The 23,853-nt window shown below is 63.6% G+C and carries 25 protein-coding genes and 1 tRNA gene; 7 read left to right on the top strand and 19 right to left on the bottom strand.

Going from position 1 to position 23,853, the window contains the following annotated elements; genetic code table 11:
- The first annotated feature begins 3 nt into the window (after window positions 1-3).
- Both S58_RS08405 and S58_RS08400 read left to right on the top strand, forming a co-directional pair.
- Window positions 4-1,167 carry a glutathionylspermidine synthase family protein gene (locus tag S58_RS08405; RefSeq protein WP_015664850.1) on the top strand — a complete coding sequence of 388 codons (1,164 nt, stop codon included), beginning with the start codon at window positions 4-6 and terminating at the stop codon, window positions 1,165-1,167.
- Between the two features lie 104 nt (window positions 1,168-1,271).
- A complete protein-coding gene (locus tag S58_RS08400) occupies window positions 1,272-1,652 on the top strand; it encodes a response regulator (protein ID WP_015664849.1) in 381 nt (126 codons plus the stop codon).
- Window positions 1,653-1,656: 4 nt separating this feature from the next.
- Here the strand turns inward: S58_RS08400 and S58_RS08395 are convergent, their stop codons facing one another.
- The 9 genes from S58_RS08395 to chpT form a co-directional block, all read right to left on the bottom strand.
- On the bottom strand, window positions 1,657-3,141 hold the full coding sequence (locus tag S58_RS08395) for a sensor histidine kinase (protein WP_015664848.1): 1,485 nt from the start codon (window positions 3,139-3,141) through the stop codon (window positions 1,657-1,659).
- 11 nt (window positions 3,142-3,152) lie between these two features.
- The gene (locus tag S58_RS08390; protein WP_042339000.1) at window positions 3,153-3,449 is read right to left on the bottom strand and encodes a circadian clock KaiB family protein; all 297 of its coding nucleotides are present in this window, start codon (window positions 3,447-3,449) and stop codon (window positions 3,153-3,155) included.
- Window positions 3,446-5,200 (bottom strand): circadian clock protein KaiC, encoded by a 1,755-nt coding sequence (kaiC, locus tag S58_RS08385; protein ID WP_042338997.1) that lies wholly within the window; start codon window positions 5,198-5,200, stop codon window positions 3,446-3,448. Before kaiC ends, S58_RS08390 begins: the two co-directional genes overlap by 4 nt.
- Before the next feature lie 228 nt (window positions 5,201-5,428).
- Window positions 5,429-6,298 (bottom strand): CheR family methyltransferase, encoded by an 870-nt coding sequence (locus S58_RS08380; RefSeq protein WP_015664845.1) that lies wholly within the window; start codon window positions 6,296-6,298, stop codon window positions 5,429-5,431.
- Complete coding sequence (locus S58_RS08375) at window positions 6,295-7,476, bottom strand: protein-glutamate methylesterase/protein-glutamine glutaminase (protein WP_042338995.1); 1,182 nt, start codon at window positions 7,474-7,476, stop codon at window positions 6,295-6,297. Before S58_RS08375 ends, S58_RS08380 begins: the two co-directional genes overlap by 4 nt.
- 73 nt (window positions 7,477-7,549) lie before the next feature.
- Complete coding sequence (locus tag S58_RS08370) at window positions 7,550-7,915, bottom strand: response regulator (RefSeq protein WP_006613312.1); 366 nt, start codon at window positions 7,913-7,915, stop codon at window positions 7,550-7,552.
- A 68-nt stretch (window positions 7,916-7,983) separates the two neighbouring features.
- Window positions 7,984-8,454 carry a chemotaxis protein CheW gene (locus tag S58_RS08365; RefSeq protein WP_015664842.1) on the bottom strand — a complete coding sequence of 157 codons (471 nt, stop codon included), beginning with the start codon at window positions 8,452-8,454 and terminating at the stop codon, window positions 7,984-7,986.
- Between the two features lie 26 nt (window positions 8,455-8,480).
- Complete coding sequence (locus tag S58_RS08360; protein ID WP_015664841.1) at window positions 8,481-11,282, bottom strand: hybrid sensor histidine kinase/response regulator; 2,802 nt, start codon at window positions 11,280-11,282, stop codon at window positions 8,481-8,483.
- A 283-nt stretch (window positions 11,283-11,565) separates the two neighbouring features.
- Entirely contained in the window at window positions 11,566-12,228 is a 663-nt protein-coding gene (gene chpT / locus S58_RS08355; RefSeq protein ID WP_015664840.1) for a histidine phosphotransferase ChpT, read from the bottom strand.
- A gap of 281 nt (window positions 12,229-12,509) precedes the next feature.
- Here chpT and cysQ point away from each other — a divergent pair, with 281 nt between their 5' ends.
- Window positions 12,510-13,343, top strand: a complete 834-nt coding sequence (gene cysQ / locus S58_RS08350) for a 3'(2'),5'-bisphosphate nucleotidase CysQ (RefSeq protein WP_015664839.1) — start codon at window positions 12,510-12,512, stop codon at window positions 13,341-13,343.
- A 17-nt stretch (window positions 13,344-13,360) separates the two neighbouring features.
- Here cysQ and S58_RS08345 read toward each other — a convergent pair whose 3' ends face one another.
- A complete protein-coding gene (locus S58_RS08345; RefSeq protein ID WP_015664838.1) occupies window positions 13,361-13,873 on the bottom strand; it encodes a YHS domain-containing (seleno)protein in 513 nt (170 codons plus the stop codon).
- Between the two features lie 121 nt (window positions 13,874-13,994).
- Here S58_RS08345 and S58_RS08340 point away from each other — a divergent pair, with 121 nt between their 5' ends.
- The 3 genes from S58_RS08340 to S58_RS08330 all read left to right on the top strand — a co-directional run bounded on the left by S58_RS08340 (window position 13,995) and on the right by S58_RS08330 (window position 16,380).
- Entirely contained in the window at window positions 13,995-14,654 is a 660-nt protein-coding gene (locus S58_RS08340; RefSeq protein WP_015664837.1) for a DUF1134 domain-containing protein, read from the top strand.
- Between the two features lie 131 nt (window positions 14,655-14,785).
- Window positions 14,786-16,066: a coiled-coil domain-containing protein gene (locus S58_RS08335; protein ID WP_015664836.1), complete on the top strand. Its 1,281-nt coding sequence runs from the start codon at window positions 14,786-14,788 to the stop codon at window positions 16,064-16,066.
- Window positions 16,067-16,305: 239 nt separating this feature from the next.
- Window positions 16,306-16,380 (top strand) — tRNA-Val (locus tag S58_RS08330).
- Between the two features lie 475 nt (window positions 16,381-16,855).
- On the opposite strand, the gene S58_RS08325 is transcribed toward S58_RS08330, so the two are convergent.
- Both S58_RS08325 and S58_RS08320 read right to left on the bottom strand, forming a co-directional pair.
- On the bottom strand, window positions 16,856-17,206 hold the full coding sequence (locus tag S58_RS08325; protein ID WP_015664835.1) for a PBECR3 domain-containing polyvalent protein: 351 nt from the start codon (window positions 17,204-17,206) through the stop codon (window positions 16,856-16,858).
- 63 nt (window positions 17,207-17,269) lie between these two features.
- A complete protein-coding gene (locus S58_RS08320) occupies window positions 17,270-18,082 on the bottom strand; it encodes a hypothetical protein (RefSeq protein ID WP_042338990.1) in 813 nt (270 codons plus the stop codon).
- A 333-nt stretch (window positions 18,083-18,415) separates the two neighbouring features.
- Here S58_RS08320 and S58_RS38095 point away from each other — a divergent pair, with 333 nt between their 5' ends.
- Entirely contained in the window at window positions 18,416-18,574 is a 159-nt protein-coding gene (locus S58_RS38095; protein ID WP_015664833.1) for a hypothetical protein, read from the top strand.
- Between the two features lie 34 nt (window positions 18,575-18,608).
- Here S58_RS38095 and S58_RS08315 read toward each other — a convergent pair whose 3' ends face one another.
- From S58_RS08315 to S58_RS08285, 7 genes are all read right to left on the bottom strand, one after another.
- Window positions 18,609-19,454, bottom strand: coding sequence for a hypothetical protein (locus S58_RS08315; protein ID WP_015664832.1), 846 nt, complete (start codon window positions 19,452-19,454; stop codon window positions 18,609-18,611).
- Window positions 19,455-19,678: 224 nt separating this feature from the next.
- Complete coding sequence (locus S58_RS08310) at window positions 19,679-19,984, bottom strand: hypothetical protein (protein ID WP_244440730.1); 306 nt, start codon at window positions 19,982-19,984, stop codon at window positions 19,679-19,681.
- A 228-nt stretch (window positions 19,985-20,212) separates the two neighbouring features.
- On the bottom strand, window positions 20,213-20,719 hold the full coding sequence (locus tag S58_RS08305; RefSeq protein ID WP_015664829.1) for a hypothetical protein: 507 nt from the start codon (window positions 20,717-20,719) through the stop codon (window positions 20,213-20,215).
- The gene (locus S58_RS08300) at window positions 20,709-21,710 is read right to left on the bottom strand and encodes an N-acetylmuramoyl-L-alanine amidase (protein WP_015664828.1); all 1,002 of its coding nucleotides are present in this window, start codon (window positions 21,708-21,710) and stop codon (window positions 20,709-20,711) included. The genes S58_RS08305 and S58_RS08300 overlap by 11 nt, the downstream gene beginning before the upstream one ends.
- Before the next feature lie 453 nt (window positions 21,711-22,163).
- A complete protein-coding gene (locus S58_RS08295) occupies window positions 22,164-23,189 on the bottom strand; it encodes a phage late control D family protein (RefSeq protein ID WP_144058491.1) in 1,026 nt (341 codons plus the stop codon).
- Window positions 23,190-23,257: 68 nt separating this feature from the next.
- Window positions 23,258-23,467, bottom strand: coding sequence for a tail protein X (locus tag S58_RS08290; protein ID WP_015664826.1), 210 nt, complete (start codon window positions 23,465-23,467; stop codon window positions 23,258-23,260).
- Complete coding sequence (locus S58_RS08285; protein WP_042338985.1) at window positions 23,467-23,853, bottom strand: phage tail protein; 387 nt, start codon at window positions 23,851-23,853, stop codon at window positions 23,467-23,469. Before S58_RS08285 ends, S58_RS08290 begins: the two co-directional genes overlap by 1 nt.

The raw sequence follows: 23,853 nt of genomic DNA, 5'->3' as shown, positions 1-23,853 counted from the left end.
GACATGCAGCGCATCCCCTGCCCGGAGCGCGACGACTGGCGGGAGACGGCGGCGCAGTGCGGCTTCGACTTCTCCGAACCCGACGGTGAGCGCTACTGGGACGAGCGCGCCTACTACGCGTTCACGATCGCCGAGATCGAGCTGGGCATCGAGGAGCCGACCGGCGAGATCGAGCAGATGTGCCTCGAGCTCGTCAGCCGCGTCGTCGATGACGAGACGCTGCTGCACCGGCTGAAGATCCCGGAGGCGTCATGGCCGCTGCTCGCGGACAGCTGGCGACGCAAGGACGGCAGCCTCTACGGCCGGCTCGACCTCAGCTTTCAAGGCGGCCGCGCGCCGGCCAAGCTGCTCGAATACAACGCCGACACGCCGACCTCGATCTTCGAGGCCGCCGTATTCCAATGGACCTGGCTCGAGCAGGCGATCGAGCGCCGCATCCTCCCCGGCCGTGCGGACCAGTACAACTCGATCCATGAGCGGTTGATCGCGCGTTGGCGTGAACTCGGCGACAGGCGCCCGGTCCATCTGACGGGTCTCACCGCCGACGCCGAGGATGCCACCACCCTGGCCTATCTGGCCGACACCGCAGCACAGGCCGGCTTGTCGACGACACAGCTCGACATCGCCGACATCGGCTGGCGCGACGATGGCGGCGGCTTCGTCGATCTCGATGGCCACGACATCGCGCTCGCGTTCAAGCTCTATCCGTGGGAGTGGATGTTCCACGACGCCTTCGGCGCCAAGCTGGCGAACGCGCCGACGCAATGGCTGGAGCCGCCCTGGAAGGCCATCCTGTCCAACAAGGGCATCCTGCCGCTGCTCTGGCAGATGTTCGAAGGCCATCCCAACCTGCTGCCGGCCTATTTCGAGGACGATCCGAAAGCCGCCGGTCTCGGCCCGAGCTTCGTGCGCAAGCCGATCTACTCGCGCGAAGGCGCCAATGTCAGCCTAGTCTCGGATGGCGTTGCCGTCTCGGCCCAGGACGGGCCCTACGGCGCCGAGGGATTCATCCGCCAGGCGCTGGCGCCGCTGCCGGATTTCGGCGGCGTGTTCCCGGTGATCGGCAGCTGGCTCGTGGCGCATGCGCCCTGCGGCCTCTCGATCCGCGAGGACGCGACCCCGATCACGGGCAACCGCTCGCGCTTTTTGCCGCACGCCATCCTGTAGCTTGTTAACGAGCCGGATCGAAAACGGCTCGACACGCCGCCCGGGATGGTTAGATAGAACGAGAGGACGGAACTCCTGGACGCGGCGGCGACCGGATATGGGGCATGGCGGCAGACACCACTCAGCTCGAAGGCTTGCGGATCCTGGTCGCCGAAGACGAGGGGCTGATCGCGCTTGAGCTCGAGACGGTGCTGCAGGGCTTCGGTTGCGAGGTGATCGGGCCGGTGTCGCGCGTGGCAGAGGTGTTGCGCGAGGCGGAGCGTGGCAACCTCGACGGCGCGCTGCTCGACGTCAATCTGCGCGGCGAGCAGATCTTCGCGATCCTGCGGCAGCTCATCGCACTCGATCTGAAGATCGTCATCACCTCCGGCTATGACGATGCGACCCTGTTCCCGCCGGAGTTCCGGAGCCTGCCGCGGCTGGCCAAACCACTCGACGAGCACGCATTGCGCGCGATGTGCGAAAGCACGTTTCTGCCGCGATGAAGAATTAGTCCGGCTGCACGGCCGACGCGGGCAGATGTTCTGGCGTCGTCTCTGCCGTCAGCGCAAACGTCAGCTTGACGCGGATTCCAGCGGGTTCGAAGTCCAGGACGGCCTCCCCATCGAGGTCGAAGCGCACGACGCGATCGATCAGCTTGGTGCCGAAGCCACGAGATCCGCCGCCTTCGATCACAGGCCCGCCGCGCTCCAGCCAGACCAGCACCAGCCTGCGGCGATCGTCGCTCAGCCGCCAGGAAATCGTGACTTCACCGAACGGCACAGACAGCGCACCATATTTCGACGCGTTGGTCGCGAGCTCATGCAGCACCATCGAGAGCGGCAGCACCAGCCGCGCCTCCAGCAGGACCGGCGGGCCGTCGATGACGATGCGGCCCTCCCCAACGCCATAGGCCGCCAGTACGGTGGTGAGCAGCTCGTTGAACCCGATGCCGATCCATCGTGTCTGGGTCAGGATGTCGTGCGCGATCGAAACCGCCTGGATGCGGCCGGAAAACGCCTTGTTGAAGGCCTGCAGCGAGGGCGAGGTCCGCAGCGTCTGGCCGGCCACGGATTGCACGATGGCCAGGATGTTCTTGACGCGGTGATTGAGCTCGGCGACCAGCATCGTCTGCTGTTCTTCGGCGCGCTTGCGATCGGTGATGTCGGTCAGTGTGACGATGGATCCGACCGTTTCCTTGGCATCGTTCACCAGCGGCCCGCCTGACAGCAGGAACGACCGCCCGGCGATCTCCTGGTTGCGCAACCGCACCTCGACGCCATGAAACGGCTTGGTCGCCAGCGCCTGATCGAGACTTTCCCGCGAGAAGCGCGTCAAGGTGCTCTGCTGGCTGGCGCTCTCGGCGTCGAGCGCGAAGGCCTCCGAAAACAATTGTCCGACAGGGGATCGCCCCGCGAACTGCTCGGCGACCCAGCTCGCATGAGTGATCCGGCCGTCGAGCGCCAGAACGACGACCGCATCGGTCGCCTGCTCCAGGATCGAGCGCGCGAAACGCTCGGCATTGGCGACCTCTTCGGCCCGGCGCTGGATCGACATGTCGGTCAACGTCACGAGCGTGGCCACGACGCCGCCCATCACCATCTGCCGCATCCAGACCGAGACCGGCAGATCGCCGCCCTCGTTGCAGCGGAGCTGCGCGTCGCTCGCGGCGTCGTCGGCCCGTTGCTGCGGCACGGGTCCCGCGAACAGCGAAGCGAAGCTGCGTCCCACGAGCTCCCCGGCGCCGAGGCCGGTGAGCGCACAGAGCCGGGAGTTGACGTAGACGATGCTGCCATCAGCATCGAGCGTCAGGGCACCGTCACTCATCCGTTCGACCAGGACATGATAGGGCGCGTCCGCGCCCTGCAGCATGATGACCTGGGGCCCCATCGGGCCTTGGACCACCACGGCATCGACATTGCCGCGGTGAATGGCCTCGACTGTCTCCTGGGCTTCGTTACGGAGCTCGGCCTGCTGCGCGTCTCTTGAAGTCACGCGTCCTCCGTTCAGCTCGGTGCGATGTCCAGACCAACCAGCACCTTCTCCGCGTTGGAGAGATCGCCGATGATTCGCTTGAGGGGTTCGGGGAGTTGACGGATCAGGGTCGGTATCGCGACGATCTGATCACGCTGCGCGAGTGCCGGATCCTTCATCAGGTCGATCACCTCGATCGTATAGCGACCCGGCAGATGCGTCTCGCAGAGCTTCTTGAGGTTGGCGAGAGCCGCCAGTGATTTCGGCGTCTGGCCAGCCACATAGAGCCGGAGATTGTAGCCATCCTGTTCCATCGGGGCGGGCATCATTTGCTGGATCCCGACGGGTTGACTGTAGAGCTCGGCCCGTGCCTGACCGAACGGCTTTCGACCTGCGCGTTGCGAGCGGCTGTGCGCTGATCCTCGCGGGCAGCGCCTTCCAGGTTGACAAGATCCATCTCGCTCTCCTCGTTGGCCAGCTGAGCCTTGAGCGCTTCGATCTGGGCCGCGAGGTCGCGGCGGCGGCGTTCGTTCTCGCGCGTGCGCCGCTCCATGTCCTGGGTACGAAGCAGGCCATCGACCCGATCTCTCGCCTCTTGCGCCACCCGCGCCGATCCCGTGAGCACGCCGTCCGGACCGACATAGACCTCGCGCAGCGAGATCCCGTTGGCGCTCATGAGGAACTCACGCACCTGGTTGGAATGCGCCATGCCGCGCGACTTCAACAGATAGAGCTGGCGATTATGTTCGCCATTGCTCTCGCGATTGTAGAGCAGCAGCCAGGTGTCGGTGAGCGAGGAGATATGCATCTCGGTGGTGGCCGTATCGGCATTGCCGGCGCCGAGATTGGTGAACAGCGCCGTCACGCCGCGCGCCTTCAGGAAATCGATGAGGCGCAGCGTCATCGAATGCACGTCGCCGGCAACCCCTGCGCCCATCAGCGCCGAGATCGGGTCGACCACGACCGCAGCGGGGTCGAATTCCTTGACCTCGCGATGCATCGCAGCGAGATGCGTCTCCAGCCCGTACAGATTGGGTCGCCGCGCCGAGAACCGCAGCAGGCCGCGATCGACCCATTGCTGCAAATCCAGACCGACCGACTTCATGTTGCGTACGATCTGCTGCGGCGACTCTTCCATCGCGAAATAGATGCAGCGCTGCCCCGAACTGCAGATCGAGTTGGCAAAATGCGCCGACACCGTCGATTTGCCCGCCCCGGCCATGCCGGAGATCAGAATGCTCGACCCTTTGTAGTAGCCGTTGCCCTCCAGCATCTCGTCGAGATCGGCAATGCCGGTCGACACCCGCTCCGTCCACGCGTCATGCGACAGACCCGACGAGGTGATCGGCATCACGGTGATGCCTTCCTGGTCGATGATGAAGGGATATTCGTTGGTGCCGTGCGCGGTGCCGCGATACTTCACGACGCGCAGCCGCCGCGTCGACAGCTGGTCGTGGACGCGATTGTCGAGCAGGATGACGCAGTCGGCGACGTATTCTTCGAGGCCGTAGCGGGTCAGCGTGCCGTCGCCGCGCTCGCCGGTGATGATCGCCGTGACGCCCTTGCTCTTCAGCCATTCGAACAGGCGGCGCAGCTCGGAGCGCAGCACGGCCTGGTTGTCGAGACCGCCAAACAGCGTCTCGATCGTATCGATCACGACGCGCTTGGCGCCGATCGCGTCGATTGCAAAGCCGATGCGGATGAACAGTCCGTCGAGATCGTAGTCGCCGGCCTCCTCGATCTCGTTGCGATCGAGATGGATGTGGTCGACGACGATCTTCTTCTGCTCGATCAGCCTCTCGATGTCGTAGCTGAGCGACCCGACATTCTTGATCAGGTCCTCGGGCTGCTCCTCGAACGCGATGAACACGCCCGGCTCGTCATAGGCAACCGCGCCGTTGTAGAGAAATGTCATGGCGAACAGGGTCTTGCCGCAGCCGGCGGCGCCGCACAGCAGCGTCGGCCGCCCCTGCGGCAGGCCGCCGAAGGTGACCTCGTCGAGACCGTCGATCCCGGTCGGGGATTTCGCGATGACAGGCAGATCCCGCGTCACTATCCGAGGACGCACGCTCGTTTTCATCCATTCCCCCTGCCAACACGGCAACACGCTTCGGCCACACCAAGGCGTGAATCGACGCGCCAGAACGAAAAAGGTTCCAGGTTCGGGAAAAAGATTTGCGTTTGCGAATGATCCGCCGACGGCCGGCCAGCGTCGACCAGCGGCGCCAGGAGTCTGAGGGCGAAAGCTTTGGCTTGGGAAAAAAGCCCCGGCCCAGGAATCGGGATGGTCCTTGCGAACGGCGCGCGATCAGCGCGCCGCGACCACCTTCAGGCCAGGAAGCAGCGCGGCGCCGCCGCGCGGGCTGCGGACCGGATTGATCTGGTACAGACCCCGCCGCTCCTGGTTGGGCTTGAAGGCATCGGTGATGCCGACGACCGACTCCGCCGCCCCCAGCAGCAAGGTCCCATCCGGCTCCATCACCTTGGCAAGACGCTCGAAGATCGACGCCTTGGTCTCCTGATCGAAATAGATCAGCACGTTGCGGCAGAAGATCACGTCGAACTTGCCGAGATGCGAGAAGTCCTGCAGCAGGTTGAGCTGGCGATGCTGGACCATGCCGCGGATGTCGGCGCTGAGCTGCCAGAGCTCACCGAGCTGGTTGAAATACTTGACGAGCAGCTGGATCGGCAGCCCGCGCTGGACCTCGAACTGGCTGTAGAGCCCGGCCTTCGACTTCTCCAGCACCTCCTGGGAGAGATCGGTCGCGACGATCTCGATCCGCCAGCCAGCCAGAGCCGGGCCATATTCACGCAGGCACATCGCGATCGAATAGGGCTCCTGGCCTGTCGAGCAGGCGGCTGACCAGATGCGCAGGGTGCGGCGGTTTGCCCGCGACTGGATCAGCGCCGGCAGGATGCCATCGCGCAGATGATCGAATGGAATCTTGTCGCGGAAGAAGAACGTCTCGTTGGTGGTCATGGCTTCGACCACCTGTCCCGTGAGCTGCTCGCCGCCGCTCCTCATCTTCTGGACCAGTTCGGGGATGCCCGACAGGTTGGTCCTGCGCGCCAGCGGCAGCAGCCGACTCTCCACCAGATATTGCTTGTCCGCCGACAGGTCGAGACCGGAACGATCCTTCAGGACCTTACGCAGGAACTCATAGTCCAGAGGGGTCACGAGCGGTCTCCTGCAAACAGACGGACCAGCTTCGGTGCAATCTGATTCAACGGAAGGATAGCCGCGCAGATTCCGGCGTTGGCGGCCGCGCCAGGCATGCCCCAGACCACGCTCGTCGCCTCGTCCTGCGCGATCACGCTGCCGCCCGCCGCCACGATGTCCTTGCCGCCGCGCATGCCGTCGGAGCCCATGCCGGTCAGAATCACGGCCAGCGTGCTGCCCTGCCAGACGTCGACGGCGGACGTGAACAAAGGATCGACGGCCGGCTTGCAGAAATTGACCGGCGGACCATTGTCGAGCGCGATCACGACCTCGGCGCCATGACGTGCGACGCGCATGTGGCGTCCACCCGGCGCGAGATAGATCTGGCCCGGCTTGACGACCTCGCCATCGATGGCCTCGTGGGCGGGCCGGCGGCTCGAGCGTGCAAGATGCTCGGCCAGGATCGTGGTGAAGGTCGGCGGCATGTGCTGGGTGATCAGCACCGGAAAGCGGTCGATGACCGGGCCGAGTTCGGTGACCACCGACATCAGCGCCTGCGGGCCTCCGGTCGACGATCCGATCAGCAACACCTTCGGCATCTGACTGCTGAAGGAGCGGCGCGCGATCTGGGCCGACACTGCCGGCGTCGGAGCGTGTGCCACGGCGGGGCGCAGCGCCGGCGCAGGCCTCAGCTCCTGAACATGCGGAGCCGCCGGCGCATGCGGGACCGGAGCCGTGCGGCGCGCCTTGGCGCCAAGCGTTCGGATCTTCTGGATCAGGTCGAAGTGGAAATTGTCGGCAGCCGACGCCTCGCGCGTGCTCTCGGGCTTGGGAATGTAGTCGGCCGCGCCGAGCGACAGCGCCTTGAAGCTGATCTCCGCGTTGCGGCGCGTGAGCGTGGAGGCCATGATGACGGCAAGGTTCTTCTTCTTGGCGAGCAGCTTCGGCAACGCCGCGATGCCGTCGAGTTCGGGCATCTCGATGTCGAGCACGGCGACGTCGGGATTGACGCGATCGATCTGGTTCACGGCCTCGAGGCCAGTCCGCAGCGAGGCCGCCACCACCATATCGGGCTCAGACGCGATCCAACGCGAGATCATGCCGCGGATGACGACGGAATCGTCCACGACCATCACCCGGAGAGGTTCCTGTCTGGTCGAACTTGGAATCGAAGAACTGGCCAACGCGACGCTCATAGTTCACCAACAGGACAGAGGCACAGGGCGGCGGCAAGCCCGGACGAGCACGGGTTTGCCGGACTGACGGAGGTCAGATCAGCCCGACTTCCTGGAATTTGGCTGTCACGATGTCTTTGTCGAACGGCTTCATGATGTACTCGTTGGCACCGGCGTGCAGCGCCCGCGCAATGTGCGCGACGTCGTTCTCGGTGGTGCAGAACACGACCTTCGGCGCATCGCCGCCAGGCATGCGCCTGAGATTGCCGAGGAACTCATAGCCGTCCATCACCGGCATGTTCCAGTCGAGCAGGACCGCATCGGGCAGCCCGCGCTTGCAGATTTCGAGCGCCTGCTCACCGTCCTCCGCTTCGACGATCTGGAAATCCAGACCTTCCAGAATGCGCCGCGCCACTTTTCGAATGACGCTCGAATCGTCAACTACCAGACACGTTCTCATATCAGCCTCTCGAAATCAGGATCCATTCCGACCGCGCGGTCTCGCATGGTCGGGCTCATGCTGCGGCCTCACGCCGCCATCTTGTCAGCCGCCAGTTCGAGCACGCGATCGACATCGAGGATGACCATCAGCTGTCCATCGAGACGGTGCACGCCGCCCGCGAGCTTCGCCATGCGCGGATCGAGGTTCACCGGGTTCTCCTCCCGGCTCTCTTCGGGCAGCCGCAGCACCTCGCCGATCTGGTCGATCAAGAGACCATAGGACTCGCCGCGCAGGTCGACGCCGACCGCCATCGGCGGCTTGCCGTCATCGGCCCGGGCGAGGCCGAGCCGCGCCCGCATGTCGACCACGGTGACGATGCGGCCGCGCAGGTTCAGAACGCCGGCGATCTCAGCCGACGACAGCGGCACCCGCGTCAGCCGCTCCGGCATGAACACGTCCTGCACCCGCGAGATCGGCAGGCCGAACAGCTGGCCGCCGATCATCGCGGTGACGTATTCGACGGCCGCGCCGTCGGTGGTTTCGATCTTGCTGCTCATCGCACGCTACTCCTGCCCCCTTGGTGTCACGCGGCCCGCCGGTTGGCGTCGGCGCGCGCCCGTTCCTCGATCTGTTCCTTCAGCGCCGCGATCAGGCCGGGCCGGTCGAACTTGGCGATGTAGTCGTAGAGCCCGGCCTGGCGGCCGCGCTCGATCGCCGCCGGCGACACCAGCGACGACACGGCGATGACCGGCAGCTCATGCAGGTTCTGGTCGGAGCGGATCGCCTCGGCAAACTCGAAGCCGTTCATTTCCGGCATCTCGATGTCGGTGACCACGATGTCGAAGGTGTGCCCGGAGCGCAGCGTGGCCAGGCCCTCGATCGCCGAGGCCGCCGTGCGCACCTTGTAGCCGGCCGACTTCAGCACCGGTGCCAGCATGTTGCGGAAGAACGGCGAGTCGTCGACCAGCAGCACCGACTGCGTCTGCGAGTCGGTGTGCATCTCCTTGCGGATGAACCAGTCGGCGAACGCCATCGGCAGGAAGTGGCCGACGTCGATCACTTCCGTCGCCTGGCCCTTGATCACCGCCGAGCCGAGGATGCCGTCGCGGGCGCCGGAGACCTGGATGTTGAGCCGCTCCTCGACGATGTCGATGATCTCGTCGACCACGAGGCCCATCGCGCGGGTCTCGTCGGCGAACACCAGGATCGGCTGCGAGCCGGTGGTCTGTACCGACACGCCTTCCATCTGCACCAGCGGCATCAGCTGATCGCGATACTGCACCATGTAGCGGCCGTTGGAGATCTCGATCTTGTCGGCCGCGATCTCTTCCAGGCGCGTGACCAGCGCCAGCGGCACCGCCTTGGGCTGCGCCGTGCCGGCGCGGAACACCAGCAGCGAGGTGAGCTGCTCGCCGCCGATGATGTGATGCGCGGCATGCTCGTCGGCGACAGCCTGCGAAGCCGAACCGGATGCGCCGAGCGCTTTCGCGATGCCGTTCGGATCGATGATCATGATGACGGCGCCGTCGCCGAGGATGGTGTTGCCCGAGAACATGTCGATGTGCCGCAGCTTGGTCGACATCGGCTTGACGACGATTTCCTCGGTGTGGAACACGCTGTCGACCACGATGCCGAAGGTCTGGCTGCCGACCTGCGTCACCACGATGAAGCCGTTCTCCGGATCGGTCGACGAGCCGTCATCGATCTTCAGCAGCTTCTTCAGATGCATCAGCGGCAGCAGCTTGTTGCGCAGGCGCAGCACGGCCGTGTCCTTGATGCGCTCGATGCGGTGCTCGGAATTGGCGCGCGCGCGCACCAGTTCGACCACGGACAGCTGCGGGATCGCGAAGCGGTCGCCACCGGCTTCGACGATCAGCGCCGAGACGATGGCGAGCGTCAGCGGGATCTTGATGGTGACCGAGGTGCCCTCGCCGGCCACCGACTTGACGTCGATGGTGCCGCCGATCTGGTCGATGTTGGTGCGCACCACGTCCATGCCGACGCCGCGGCCGGAGACCGAGGTGACGGCGGCCGCCGTCGAGAAGCCCGGCTCGAAGATGAACTTGTGGATCTGCGCTTCCGTCATCTTCTCGAGCTCGGCCTCGGTGACGAGACCGTTCGCGACCGCCTTGGCCTTGATGCGCTCGGTGTTGAGGCCGCGGCCGTTGTCGGCGATGCAGATGATGATGTGGCCGCCTTCATGATAGGCGGAGAGGCGGATCGTGCCCTGGTCCGGCTTGTTGGCGGCGGCGCGCTCGGCCATCGTCTCCAGGCCGTGATCGGCGGAGTTGCGCACCATGTGGGTGAGCGGATCCTTGATCAGGTCGAGCACCTGGCGGTCGAGCTCGGTGTCGGCGCCGTGCATCTCGAGCTCGATCTGCTTGCCGAGTTCGGTCGCGAGGTCGCGGACGATGCGCGGCAGCTTCTGCCAGGCATTGCCGATCGGCTGCATGCGCGTCTTCATGACGCCCTCCTGCAGCTCGGCGGTGACGTTGGAGAGCCGCTGCAGCGGTACCTTGAACTCGGTGTCCTCGTTGCGGCGGGCAATCTCGAGCAGTTGGTTGCGGGTCAGCACCAGCTCCGAGACCATCGTCATCAGATGTTCGAGCGTGTCGACATTGACGCGGATCGACTGGTTGGCGACCTTGTCGTTCTCATGCACCTCGCCGTCGGCATTGGCCTTGGGCCGCGCCGCCTTCTTCGGCGCTTCAGCCTTGGCCTCCGCCTTTGCTTCCGCCTTGGCGGGCTCGGCCTTGGCGATCGGCGCCGGTGCAGCCGGCTTGTGCTCAGCAGGTTTGGCTTCAGGCGCCTTTTCATGCGCGGGCGCCATCTCGATCGCGGTCTCGCGGAAGGCGCGCTCCAATTCGTCGAGCGACACCTCGCCCGGACGCAGCGGCCGCTCCAGCGTCTGGTCGATCAGTGAGCCCTGCGTCATCGCGGGCGCGGCCGCCGGTGCTGCCGCAGCCGGGACGAGAGGTGGCGCGGCCTCGGCGGCGGCCATGGCGGCCATGCCGCGCTCGACCATCGCCTCGAGCTCGCTGATGAGGTCGCGGTCCTCGCCTTCGGGCTCGGCCTCGTTGGCCTCGAGCTGTCCCAGGATGTCCTTGATGCGGTCGATGGTGGTCAGGATCAAGGTCACGGCCTCGCCGGTCACCGGCATGCCGTCGCGGAATTTGCCCATCAGGGTTTCGGCGGCGTGCGCCAGGGCTTCGAGCCGCGGCAGGCCGAGGAAGCCGCAAGTTCCCTTGATCGTGTGTACCAGGCGGAAGATGTTATCCAGGATCTTGGCGTTATTCGGCTCCTGCTCGAACCGCACCAACTGATTGTCGACGGTATCCAGGCTCTCGCTGGTCTCCGTCAGGAACTCACGCAACAGATCATCCATGAAACTGGCCTTCGCACGCAACGGAACGCGACATGACGCGCCCTTCAAACCGTGGCCAGTTTCGGTGCAAAGCGTTTAATATTAGTTGAGTAAGCGCAAATGAACGGACTCAACAAAGAGATAAGGTGTCTCCGGACAAATCCGGAAACATCCGCAAGGTTTGATTAACCATGGTGAACGGATTGTGCCGTGGATTTACGACACGAGGTCGCAGGCCAGACCGGCAAGGATCGCACGACCTGCGATGCCGCCGGCGCCCGCCCGGGCCGAGGCCCGATTTCGATCAGGAGGCCTGCACGACCATCGCGTCGCCGTCGGCGGCCAGCGTCACCTTCAGGCCGCAGGCGTCGGCAAGCAGGCGCGTGTAATAGGGCTGCACGGCGTGGGCATCGATGGTCGACTGGTGCGCGCCGGCGAGCAGGTTGACGATGTTCTGCGGCAGGCGGGCATTGAGCCCGGTCGCGGCAACACGGAAGCTCATCGTCTCGCCCTCGCCGATCGGATCGACGGTGAGAACGCCGCCGCGCGGGATCGTCTGCTGTGCCACGACCATCATGTTGAGCAGCAGCTTGACCCGGTTCTTGGGCAGCAGCAGCCGCGGCAGATTCCAGGTGATGGAGGTCTTGGCGTCCTCGATGTGGCCGCGCGCCATGGTCTGCGCGTCGCCGACGTCGATCTGCGCGCCCGCCGAGCCGGCGGCGCCGAACGCCAGCCGGCAGAACTGCAGCCGCGCCGACGCCGTCTTGGCGCTCTTGCGGATCAGCTCCAGCGCGAATTCGCGGTCCTCGGGCTTCGGATTGTCGTCGAGCACCTCGAGCCCGTTGACGATCGCTCCGACCGGACTAATCAGGTCGTGACAGACCTTCGAGCAGAGCAGAGCGGCAAGTTCGAGCGTATCGGGAGCGGGAATCGGATTGGCGATCTCTGGAGAGGACGTGCCGGACATTCGATGTTCCTGGAAAACCGCGAACTTTGACGAATCATGCTTGCCTTGACGCTTGATACACTGCGAAAGCAGGGACCGCCACCGAGCTTAGAGCCTGCCACGGGAAAGTACGTGGCGGTCGTCCAGGCCGCCGCTCGAGGGATCGGCCCGGCATACAGGTCGGCAGTATCTGGATGCGCCGCGGGCAGGCCCGGAGAAGATTGGGGCCGAAGACGGGACCACGAGATGAGGACATTGCCCATGCAAGCTGCAGATGGAACGGCCGCACGGAGCGCGTCGCGATGACGACGGGCCCGACCGCAGCAACCGTCGGCATCGAGGCTGCCGCAGCGCTGATGACGCCCCTGACCGAGCTCGTCGTCCAGGCCGCCCATGCGATCATGGCCGTGAACCGGCGCGCGATGTGCGTCACCGATAAATCCGACGGCTCGCCGGTCACCGAGGCCGATCTCGCCGCCGACCGCGTCATCGCCGAGGGCCTGGCGCGGCTGGCGCCCGAGATCCCGGCCCTGTCGGAGGAACGGGTCGGGGCGAGCACGGGGCCGTTCAAGGGCAGCTTCTTTCTGATCGACCCGCTCGACGGCACCAAGGAGTTCGTCGCCGGCCGCGGCGAATTCACGGTCAATCTGGCGCTGGTGAGCGATGCGAGCCCGCTGCTCGGCATCGTCTGCGCGCCGGCGATCGGCCTGATCTGGCGCGGCCTCGTCGGCCGCGGCGCCGAGCGGCTGTCGTTCTCGGAGGCAGGTCTGGGCGCCGCGGAGCCGATCCGCACCCGTCCCATGCCGAAGCCGGGCGAGGCCTGGGTCGCCGCGGTCAGCCGTTCGCATGGCGATCCCGGCAGCGAGGCCCTGATTGCGGCGCGTCCGGGCGCCATCCGCCTGCAGCTCGGCTCGGCCGTGAAGTTCGGCCGGCTGGCCGAGGGCCTGGCCGACATCTACCCCCGGCTCGGCCCGACTTCAGAATGGGACGTCGCGGCAGGCCATGCCGTGGTCACGGCCGCCGGCGGCACCGTCACCAGCGAGACCGGCGCACCGCTGCGGTTCGGCGAGCGCACCGACGGCTTCATCATACCGGCCTTCATCGCCTGGGGCGATCCTGCGGCCGTGAAGGTCTGAGGCGGCCCCCGCCCGCATCACTGCGGCAGATCCTGCTCCAGCGCCGGCCAGCGCGCCTCCGCCCGCGGCAGGTAGCGCGCGGGATCGGCAGCGAAGGCGTCCCTTGTATCCTCGCGGCTGAACAGGAACAGCCGCTCCTCGACCACGGCGAACAGGCGCGGGTTGCCGGCCACGGTGACGCCGCGCGCGACGTCAGTCGGATCGTAGCCGCCGAATTGCGGACCATAGACCTCCGGATGGGCCAGGAAGGAGGCGCGGTTGCCCTCGTTGCGGAACCGCCAGACCACCCCGCCCTGCGCCGCCTCGAAATCCGGCAGGCCCATCAGGGCCTGACCGTCGACGAAATAGGAAACGGGATCGAAGCCGTCGATCGCGAGCCCGCTGAAGCGGTTGGCGATGATCCGCTGGGTGGTGGCCGCTGGCGCGCCGATCGGCGGCAGCAGCAGCGCGACGAGCGCGATGACGGCAATTGCGCGGCAAAACAGCGGCTTTGAGCCGCTCCAGTTCCGTTGTTGCCGTTGTGCGGTCATAGTTGCTGCCGATAACATGGGAGTCGCAGGGGCTATCGCCCCTCGCCCGACAATCGCCCGATGCGGTTGGCGTGAGGTTAAAGGCGCAGGTCGGGCAGCCGATAGCAGGGGATTTCCATCGATGAGTTTCGCAATCCGCCTCGCCGCCACGACGCTTGCGGCCGTTCTGGCCATGACCGCGTCGGTCGCCGCGCAGCAGGCGCCCCCGCCTGCGCCGCCGCCCCAGGGAGCGCCCCCCTACCAGGCCGCGCCGCCTTACCAGCAGCCCGCGCCGCCGCCGCAGCGCGCCCCGGCCCCGGACAGCTTCGGGCCGGACGAGCTGGTCAATGCCGGCCACCGCTTCTTCGGCAACGTCTCGCGCGGCCTCGCCTCGGTGATCGAGCGCGCGGTCAGCCAATGGGGCCTGCCGAACGGCTACATCCTGGGCGAGGAGGGCGCCGGCGCCTTCGTCGCCGGGCTTCGTTACGGCGAGGGCACGCTCTACACCAAGAACGCCGGCGATCTCCGCGTCTACTGGCAGGGCCCCTCGCTCGGCTTCGACTGGGGCGGCGACGGCGCACGCACCATGACCTTGGTCTACAACCTGCCGGCGACGAGCGCGATCTATCAGCGCTTCGTCGGCATCGACGGCTCCGCCTATATCGTCGGCGGCTTCGGCATGACGGCGCTGACGGCGAACAACATCGTGCTGGTGCCGATCAGGTCCGGCATCGGCCTGCGGCTCGGCGCCAATGTCGGCTACCTCAAATTCACCCCGAGTGCGACCTGGAACCCGTTCTGATAGCCGACTGATACCGCTACGACACGTTCTCCCGTGACGGATCAAGGTTAACACGGCAATGGGCTGGCAATGAATCAGCCCGCCGTGGCATTGTGATTCCGTTAATCATTTTGGACCGGGAGTTGTGCGTCATGGTCGAGCCGATCATGTATTTTGCGATCGGTTTTCTGATCGCCATGCTCTGTGCCCTCATGATCGTGCCGCTGGTGCACAATCGTGCGGTGCGCCTGACGACGCGCCGGCTCGAGGCGGCGACGCCGCTGTCGATGGCCGAGATCCAGGCCGACAAGGACCAGCTGCGCGCGGAGTTCGCGATGTCGGCGCGGCGGCTGGAGATGAGCGTCGACGCGCTCAAGAACAAGGCCACTGGCCAGCTCGCCGATCTCGGCAAGAAGACCGACGCCATCAACCGCATGAAGATCGAGCTCGGCGAGAAGAACGCCGCGATCTTCGCGCTGGAGGCGCGCGAGAAGGCGCTGAAGGACCAGCTGCGCGCGACGGAAGAAGAGTTCGCCGCCAAGACCGAGGCGCTGCGCGCCGCCGAGCAGGCGCTGAAGGAGAAGCAGGCCGAGCAGGTCCGCCTGACCACCGAGCTCAACGACAAGGCACTGCTGGCCGACAGCCGCCAGGTCGAGCTGGTCTCGGTCAAGACCCAGGTCGAGGAGCTGCGCAGCCGCGTCTCCGACGCCGAGAAGGAATTCTCCGCGACCCAGGCGCGCCTGACGCTGGAGCGCGACGAATCCGACACCGCGACCAGGGCGCTCAACGACGCCCGCGCGCGGGTCGAGAATCTGAGCCAGCGCGTCACCGAGCTCGACCGCCAGCTGATCGTCCAGGTCAAGGAAGCCGAGATGCTGGCGACGCGCGTCGCCGACCTCGAGGGCCGGCTGTCGACCCAGGGCAAGCTGCTCGCCGAGCGCGATTTCGAGAACAACCAGCTGCGCGAGGCCAATGCGGCGGCCGATCGCGCCCTGAAGGAGCTGCGCGAGGAGTTCGCCGGCATGGGCAGCGGCAAGTCGGCCGCGTTCGAGCGCCTGAAGTCCGAGAAGGCCACGCTTGAAGAGCAACTGCAGGCCGCCCGCGACGAGCGCACCAAGCTGCAGCGCGAGATGAACGCGATCCAGCAGCAGGCCGAGAGCACCTGGGCCCAGGAGCGGATGGAGAACGCGCTGCTGCGCGAGCGCATCAACGACATCGCCGCCGAGGTCGCCAAGCTCGCGATGCAGATCGAGGGCCCCAACTCGACCATCGAGGCCATGCTGGCCGCCGAGCCCGCGACCAAGCCCGCTAATGCCAACGGCGTTCCCGCTCCGACGGGTACAGCCACGGGCGCCCCTCAGGGCGGCACCCTCGCCGACCGCATCCGCGCGCTGCAGTCCCACGCCTCCCGCGCCCGCCAGATCGGGGCTTGAGGTCCCGTCAGACTGATATGGGAGAGGCAAACCCGCCTCTCCGCTTGGAGAAGATCGGGCCGCGAACGGGCAGGTTTTCGACCCGATCGGCGCCAGCCCGGCATTCCCCAGCAGTTTTCCTCGCCGACCGCGCCGCAAATCCTTGACACCCCCTGCCCGCGCTTCGTAAATCCCGGGCTCCGACGGACTGCTTCGGCAGCTGCCTCCTATGGCCTCACGGCCGGCAGCCACCGGGATCCGGGCGCATAGCTCAGCGGGAGAGCGTTCCCTTCACACGGGAGAGGTCCAAGGTTCGATCCCTTGTGCGCCCACCACCTAAATCATTGATCCTATTCAAAAATTTGAACTTATTCTGGTATACCAGAGGGCGTATTTGGGTCTCTGAGGGCAGATCAAAGTAAGAACATCCGTGCATATCCGTGCATATCCGTGCATCGGCCGTGCATGGAAAGGACCTTAGGTCCGCCATCACATGCGATTGCGATTTGAAAAATCGGAAGGCTCCTTGCAGGTCCCTGCAAGGCTCCCCATATTTCCGGGACACAATAAAAGTAACCCAAATGTCACGTTTTAGGGCTAGTTCTAACTTGCGGGAACTTCCCCGGCGTGCAAAGGTTGCTTTGCGGGAGATGAGTTTTGAGGTGAGAACGGCCTCCTCACACGCCTGTCGATCGAACGTTCAACAGGCAAAGTAGCTGGGAAACCAGCGAAGAGATCTGGGTGTGGGCACCCCAGCAAATCTATTTTCCCGTAAATTAAAAGGGGCTCCGACACTTTCGGGGCCCTTTTCTATTGTGCTACTTTCAAGAAGCCCTTCAACCTGCGGGCATCGGCTTTTTTCTCGGAGACCATGTAAAAGCTAGAAATATGGTATCTCCCTTCATCATCCGGGATAAGCTCGACGGCAACGAGCACGAGCGCTCCTAAAGTGGCAACATAGCCCCAAATCTCAATCCCGCTGTTGGTGTGATCGTCCCCGATGTATCGAGGATTAGCAATTACACTCGCCAAGTGCGGCAGGCACTTTGGATAATCCTCGGGGTGACGCCTGTTCGCGTGCCGCTGCGCACCGCGCGTCAAAATGACATCACCGACCTCAAGCTCGGTTCCTAAGGTCTTGTTGACCACGTTCACCGGCATAGGCCCAATTATCAAATCGGGTGTTTTGGGAGGACGATGCTTTGCCATTGATCCAGCGAAACGCTACTCGCCCTTCTTCTTGATTTCGATTGCCTCGGTGGGGCCGTAGGTCATCTGGAAAGCCATCGAGATCATCTGAAGCCAAGTGACACGCTCGTCCGCAGACCACGGGTCTCCTGTTTTGGGAAGCTTCTGGATCAGCGCGTCAATCAGCGGATCCTTCCCTGCCGCTTCTCTATCTTTCCCGTCGTGCCGATCCGCGTCCGGCTTAGGAAGTCGTACACCTATCGTGATACCGGGCATAACGAGCCGATCGCGACCGCTACCAAAAAAGCCTGCCTGGTCGGCCGAGCGTTCAAAGACTTGCCTAGCTCTATCCTTCGTCTTCTCGGCAACGCCAAGGGCGACCATGTCGCGCGCTAGGGCCGCAGCTGGCGGCAGGATCGAGCCGTTGTAATTGTCGAATACTGCTTTGAACAACGGCACCATCAGAAAAGAGCGTGCCCTGGCCTCTCTTGTACGGCTTGGATCGACGATCATACGCCCAAGCTCTGTCAGCCTGTGTTTCCCCGCCCCGTCTGTTCCCATCAGACCAAATAGGCGTGCGGCCGTGAGCTGGACGCGAAATGTGCTGCTCTTGACGCTCTGGTTTGTCCACGCAGCGAGTTGCGAGTCGTCGCAGTCTCCAAGCCCCACATTCCCATGGATTGCCTGCGCCAACGCCACAGCACTATTCAGGTCAGCATAGGGAAAAGAAATCGTGGAACGCTGGCGACCCTGACCATCTTCAACGTCAGCGCCTGCATCAGCGATCACCTCGTCTTCGCTAGACATTTTCCCGTCAACTCCCTCTAAAATAGCAGATACGACCAGCATATACAAAATCGCTATCCGCGCCGTCAATAAATAGTTTACCAGTCGGAAAATACTATCCGTGAGTTTGCGGTTATCCTTCGAAGGGAAACCCGTATTTTCCCGGATAAATTTCGCGGGTATGTAGGGTGAAGCAACTTAATGATGGGCCCAAACCGAAAAACGGTTATCGGCATCCACCCTCGTGTCCTTCGCAAGTCGTCGCTAAAAGAGTTTGCTGGTTGCCGCGCCCGAAATCGGGCGATCGGGGCGGATCAAGAGCGACGCGGACGCACTCGCCTGCCCGAGCACCGAGATCGTGCTCAAGTTCCTGAGCCTGGCAAGGACGACCCGAGAATGGCGCTTCGTTATGCCGTGTCCAAAGGGTGCCCCCTGATCGACAAGCGCGGCGAAGTCCTCGTCGAGGATGTCTCCGCAACCGGCCTTGCCTGCATCCGCCCCAAGGGCAAGAGCGCTTGCCTTTGGGTGAGCAAGTTACTGATTGTCACGGACTAACTCAATGCGAGCGCTACTCGTTTTGCAGGGCGACTTACGGCGTCTTCTGCGCTTTTATACGCTCGTCATCAGAAGCTATCGCTGGTCGCGCATGAGCTTCCGTTTGTTCGACAATCGTGTATTTGCTTGATTCCTCAAGCAAACGCTGAGAGTTCTCTGGTTTGATTTGTTCAACGTAATCCCGCTCAAGCTTCTGAAGGCTCTCTCTTGATAGAAGACCGGTCATAAGCATCTTGCGGCCGTCAGATAGCGTACGCTTAACGATGACCATATTTCCCAGCTGCAGCGCGGCCTCGTCGTACTCAGCCAACTGTGCAATCACTTCCGACACAGCTTTGCTGTTCGTCACATTAACTTCTGCACTTGGCTTGTCCAATAGAACAGTCCTTGCGGCAGCCTCCAATTGCTCTATCTTTTTGAGTGCATCGTCTTCGGTCCCCAGCCATTTACTGATGAACCCTGTGAATTTTTTGAACGATCCATAGTCGTCAGGAAGCTCAAACAGCGAAGAATATCCAGCCTCACCTGCGAGGTCCCAGACCAGCTGCTTAAGTAATTTAATAGAACGCTCATCGCGTTCTTGGTCCAACTCGTCACCAATATAAATGCGAACGGGCACCGTTCGCCTCATCTTTGCTGATCGAATGTCAATTCCGATTTCTTGTTTCCAAACAACTTCAGCAAACGCTTCCGTCATCCTTGTATATTTTTGCTCTAATTCATTCATACGGCGCCAGAGCTGATCAACACCATGCCCGCCGCCGTCACCGCCACCGCCGTCCCCCTTGCCTCGTACCCGAACGGGAGGACGCTTTATCCGAAGCTGTAATTCTCTCTTCCATTTCGGATTGCGAAGAGTAACCGTATTCTTCTTGGGCATCCAGGCGCTCCCAATCCCCGACTATGTGCAATATAGTTGCATAACTTAACTTTTGCTACTCCGAATTTACTGGTGTCGATCACCAGGGCAAAAAATGTCATGCCACAGACTACCGTTCCAGTAGTCGTAGCGGCCATCCACCGAGCCATTGTCGAGCGCCACGGCTCGAAGTCCTTTCGCAGACAGGTCTCAGATCATCGCCTTACGTTGTTTGTCTGTGGTCGTCACTTTGACTTGCCTTGCGTGAGAAGAAACTGATCGAAGCGCGCGCCGATGCGATCCAGCGCACCGACAAGGCGCTCTTCGATCCGGTCGATCAGTTGGACGGTCGCGTATTCCTGCGCGACCCGCTCACGAAATTGAGCCAGATCGCGCTCGGTCGCGGCGGCGAGGCGCTGCGCATCGGCGGCCGCGGCCTTGGCCTCATTGGCAATGGCCTGCCCTGCCTTGGCGGACGCTTCGTTCTTGGTGTGCGCCACGGCATTGCGGATCAAGAGTGCAATCACGGCGCCGAAGCCGGTGCCGAGCACGCCAATCAGCCATTCCGGGATGGTAATCATTTGGCTTGGGCCGATGCATTCAGGCGCACGTCGCGCACGTTGGACCGAGAGATACGGAGCCGATGATTGGCTTCGATCCGGGCAGCACGCTCCAGACGCCAAGCGACCCGAGCGTCGTCACCTGGCTTGACGTTCGGAGCGGGCACTTCGTCGAGCACGAGCGTTGACTCGTGCGGCATGGTGAAGCTCGGCGAAGGCCTAACGCTTGCCGTCGTCTGGCAAGCCGCCAGGGAAATCGCTAGGAGCGAGCAGGCAAGAAGCATTAGGGCGCGCCTGGAGGCGTTGGGCATAGTCATCAATTTCGTCCTGAGCTTCCTTGGCGCGGAGCGCCGCTTCATCACGTTGCTTCTGCGCCACTTCGGTAGCCTCGATCGCGAGACGCAGATCGAAGTCCTTCGCGGCGATCACCTCAGCTTTCCTCGCGACATCGGCCCGCAGCGCCTTCGCCTCTGCCCGATCGTCGGCCGTCCGGAAGCCGAGAAGGAACGCGAACAGGAAAATAACGGCGTACACGGCGAGCTTTGCCGGGATGACGTACTGTTGCAGTGCCGAAAGCTTTGAGAGCACCGGGAAGTGACCGACCAGCGCGGCGATCACTATCAGCCCCGCGACCAGCAAAAGGACGCCATCTGAAGTGGCGATCTGCCAAAGCAGATCGCCGAAGCCGAGTTTGTCGGCCATCGACTGAGCGAGCTTAGCCATCATCGCGGTCGATCCAGAACCACACGCCCAGGCCCACGATGATCACTCCGCCCAGCGCCACGATCACCTTCCAGTCGGTGAGCAGGCCCGTGAAGGACGACAGCGAAAGGCCGGTGAACAGGCCGGTGCCCGCCGTGAGCTTGCTCTTGATGAACGCCTTCAGCTTGCCGGGCTTCGTCGCGCTCTCGTCTTGCACGTCGCACGGCGGTTCGAGCGTGACGTGCTCCTCACCGGACTCGTCGCTGTCCTGCCGCTCGCCGCCGTCCAGCGTGCCCATAAGACCGACCGGCTTGTAGGGCAGCACAGACGCACGCAACTGATCGAGCGGGTATAGCGGGTTGGTGTCGATCTTCCGGCCGGGGGAGATCATCCAATGCGTGATGATGTCCTCGATTTTGAACGCTTGCGCGAGCGCGAAGCACAGATCGGTGACGGCCGCGATCTGCTCTGGGCTGTAGTGCAGCCAATAGCCCGCACCGTGAGCCGCCGTCTTCGCGTACTCGACCTTCAGCGATGGGTTCTCGTTCGTGTCGATCGTGCAGACGTCGTTCTTATAGACGCCGTCCGACACCTTCTGAAGCTTGCCAGGGTTATCGATCTCGATCCCAATGGCGTAGCTGTTCATGAACTTCAGCCCTTTCCATTGGGACTGACCGGCGTGCCATGCGACCACGTTGAACGGAACGAGCTGGGTGATCTTGCCCTCGCGGCTCACGACGACGTGCGCGGAGACCTTCGCCGCCTGATTAGTAAGCCACGAAATGTCGCCGTCGTCCTTGAGACCAGACGCGGTATCGTGAATGACGATGAAGCGCGGCTTCAGAGCGCCGCCGTGGTTCGGGCTCTTCTTGAACGGGAACGGTGACCCGTCACGATAGCCGAACCCCTTCTTGATACTGATCGACATGGTGCTCTCCGGTTGTTGGGGAGCATCATGGCTATTAGCCGCGTAGTTGGCGGGACCGTTTCGGTAGTCCTTATCGGACGCCCACAATATTCCGCTTCACGAATGACCAACGCAGACTTCAGATTCTATTCAGATATCGATCGTATGCGACTTGCTTGGCTGCGGTCGCTTGGCACGCAATCTGGCAGGGCTATGCCCTCGCTTCGGAAGACTCCGAGTGCGAAATTCGCTGCGAAGCTTTCGCAATGACTGATTCAGCCGTCCGATGCTCCGAACGAGAAACTCAAGTGCTCGGACAAGCAAGGCAGCGGCCCCAATTAGGGCGGTGAGAGCGGTTACCACAGCGGTAACCAAGCCGACAATATCAAGCATGAGTGCGCGCAACGGATTTAAAGCCGCTGTTCCCAGGGGTGGGTCGGCCGCCATTGCGGCACTCAAACACCTGCGTTGCAAGCATAGAGCTTGATACGCCGATGCGAAGATACTAACGATTCCCAGATTAATGAACAATAAACGTCGAAGTGTGGCTATGCCGCTTATCTATCCGTTGCGCCACCCATCGCCGTTCTCGCTCGCCGTCTCACATGAGATGCGCGTCTTGAGGCCCGAACTATTCAGCGTGTGCGTAGCGGACTTGATGGTGTAGCCGCCGTCGCAATCAGGATCGAAGCCGACCGCCGTGAGGCCAGCGCCGGCGAACATCTCGGTCCGGCCTGGGAAGCTCGCCGCGAACACCTTCTCGCCGCGAGCAAGCGCGCTCTTGGTCGCCTTCGCTTGGGCTTCGGCTTCTTCCTTGGTCTTGAAGAGCTTGCGCACGCGATGCTTCGGCCCGTTGCGGCCACCGCTCCCGCCGCCTGCCCCGCTCGCTTTGACCCACTCGCGCTCGCCCTTCTTGATGTTGTGCCACGCCGCCTCGACCGACTCGTAGTCGCCGCGCGTTGAGCCCGTGCAGTCCCAATCCGTTTGCCCGGTCTCGGTAAGCATGAAGGTCGGGGCCGCGCCGCCGCCCGGGAGTTGCCCGGAGCCCGCCTTGTTGAAGATGACCGTGTCGTTCGCCAGCTTGAAGTTTCCGCCGACGCGGCCCGCGAGGCGCGTGAGGAAGTTGAGGTCGGACTCATTGGATTGGTCGAGGTGCCCCGGCTTGATGCTGCCCAGCTCACCGGCGACGATCGCACGCAGGCCGTTGCGCCCGGCGATGTACTGCACGATCTCGTCGATGCTCTTCTCGTGATATGAGCGCGACTTCGGGGCCTTGATCTCGGTCGTCAGCCCGGCGGCCTTCGCCGAGACGGTCATGATCTTCGGACGCCCCTTCTTCGTCCATGAGTCGATCTGATACGAGCCCATAAAGTTGATGCCGCTCTCGACGAAGCCGAGCCATACTTGGAGCTTCGAGCCTTTACCTGGTGATGGGATGTACTCGCGGTTGTCCAACTCCAGCTCGCACGAGTCGGACTTCTTGCCCTCGTTGTCCTGAATTGTCAGCGAGAGCAGCGGACCGCCGCCGTTACCGATCCCTGGGACCAACCCTCCTGGGATGCCAACGCCGCCGCCGAGCAGCGGCATGCCGAAGGGTGCCGGGATCAGGTTCGCGGTGATGTCGTTCCCGTCCAGGACCACGCGTGCGGCAGGCGTCACGACCAAATCCTCGCGGCTGCCGAGACCTTCTTCGGGCTGTACGATGGGATGACGATGGTCAAGCCCTGCGGCAGGCGCGTCCCGGCTGCGGCAAGCCCCTGGTTGGCACGCAGGATTGCTTCGGTCGCGCCGTGCGTGACGCCGAACCGGCTCCAGGCGATCATGTCGACGGTATCGCCTTCCATGGTGGTGTAGGTCTCGGCCATCAGGAATAGGCCCCCAGCTCAACGGTGAACTCGATCTTGCGCGGAGCGCCATCCGACATGAACGTGTCCATGCTCTCTCTAACCTTCTCTATGCAGTAGAAGCCGAGATAGCGGCCGAAGCCGGTGATCAGCGGGAGCGGCTGCCCGAGACCGGCTTGCGCGCGCATCATATCCATCTGCCGCAGACCGCCGCGATATTGCGGGAAGATCACGCCATCGACGGTGATCGTGTCCTCCCCGGGTCCGACGTATTGCTTGGCTGGGGCCATGCCGATGCGATCCGTGGGAGGCCACCGCCATTCGGAAGACCGCTCGAACTTCTGATAGGCGGCGGTCGAGACCGAGAAGCGGAATGCGCCAAGCGCAAGCATCACCGAGCTTTGCAT

Source organism: Bradyrhizobium oligotrophicum S58 (genome assembly GCF_000344805.1).
Taxonomy (GTDB): domain Bacteria; phylum Pseudomonadota; class Alphaproteobacteria; order Rhizobiales; family Xanthobacteraceae; genus Bradyrhizobium; species Bradyrhizobium oligotrophicum.
This window is presented reverse-complemented; position numbering and strand designations above follow the sequence as displayed.

Coding starts and splice junctions, on each gene's coding strand:
- S58_RS08405 (WP_015664850.1), top strand. CDS start 4: ATGCAGCGCATCCCCTGCCCGGAGCGCGACGACTGGCGGGAGACGGCG.
- S58_RS08400 (WP_015664849.1), top strand. CDS start 1,272: ATGGCGGCAGACACCACTCAGCTCGAAGGCTTGCGGATCCTGGTCGCC.
- S58_RS08390 (WP_042339000.1), bottom strand. CDS start 3,449: ATGATGCCCGCCCCGATGGAACAGGATGGCTACAATCTCCGGCTCTAT.
- kaiC (WP_042338997.1), bottom strand. CDS start 5,200: ATGAAAACGAGCGTGCGTCCTCGGATAGTGACGCGGGATCTGCCTGTC.
- S58_RS08375 (WP_042338995.1), bottom strand. CDS start 7,476: ATGAGCGTCGCGTTGGCCAGTTCTTCGATTCCAAGTTCGACCAGACAG.
- S58_RS08370 (WP_006613312.1), bottom strand. CDS start 7,915: ATGAGAACGTGTCTGGTAGTTGACGATTCGAGCGTCATTCGAAAAGTG.
- S58_RS08365 (WP_015664842.1), bottom strand. CDS start 8,454: ATGAGCAGCAAGATCGAAACCACCGACGGCGCGGCCGTCGAATACGTC.
- S58_RS08360 (WP_015664841.1), bottom strand. CDS start 11,282: ATGGATGATCTGTTGCGTGAGTTCCTGACGGAGACCAGCGAGAGCCTG.
- chpT (WP_015664840.1), bottom strand. CDS start 12,228: ATGTCCGGCACGTCCTCTCCAGAGATCGCCAATCCGATTCCCGCTCCC.
- cysQ (WP_015664839.1), top strand. CDS start 12,510: ATGACGACGGGCCCGACCGCAGCAACCGTCGGCATCGAGGCTGCCGCA.
- S58_RS08345 (WP_015664838.1), bottom strand. CDS start 13,873: ATGACCGCACAACGGCAACAACGGAACTGGAGCGGCTCAAAGCCGCTG.
- S58_RS08340 (WP_015664837.1), top strand. CDS start 13,995: ATGAGTTTCGCAATCCGCCTCGCCGCCACGACGCTTGCGGCCGTTCTG.
- S58_RS08335 (WP_015664836.1), top strand. CDS start 14,786: ATGGTCGAGCCGATCATGTATTTTGCGATCGGTTTTCTGATCGCCATG.
- S58_RS08325 (WP_015664835.1), bottom strand. CDS start 17,206: ATGCCGGTGAACGTGGTCAACAAGACCTTAGGAACCGAGCTTGAGGTC.
- S58_RS08320 (WP_042338990.1), bottom strand. CDS start 18,082: ATGCTGGTCGTATCTGCTATTTTAGAGGGAGTTGACGGGAAAATGTCT.
- S58_RS38095 (WP_015664833.1), top strand. CDS start 18,416: ATGGCGCTTCGTTATGCCGTGTCCAAAGGGTGCCCCCTGATCGACAAG.
- S58_RS08315 (WP_015664832.1), bottom strand. CDS start 19,454: ATGCCCAAGAAGAATACGGTTACTCTTCGCAATCCGAAATGGAAGAGA.
- S58_RS08305 (WP_015664829.1), bottom strand. CDS start 20,719: ATGATGGCTAAGCTCGCTCAGTCGATGGCCGACAAACTCGGCTTCGGC.
- S58_RS08295 (WP_144058491.1), bottom strand. CDS start 23,189: ATGCCGCTGCTCGGCGGCGGCGTTGGCATCCCAGGAGGGTTGGTCCCA.
- S58_RS08290 (WP_015664826.1), bottom strand. CDS start 23,467: ATGGCCGAGACCTACACCACCATGGAAGGCGATACCGTCGACATGATC.
- S58_RS08285 (WP_042338985.1), bottom strand. CDS start 23,853: ATGCAAAGCTCGGTGATGCTTGCGCTTGGCGCATTCCGCTTCTCGGTC.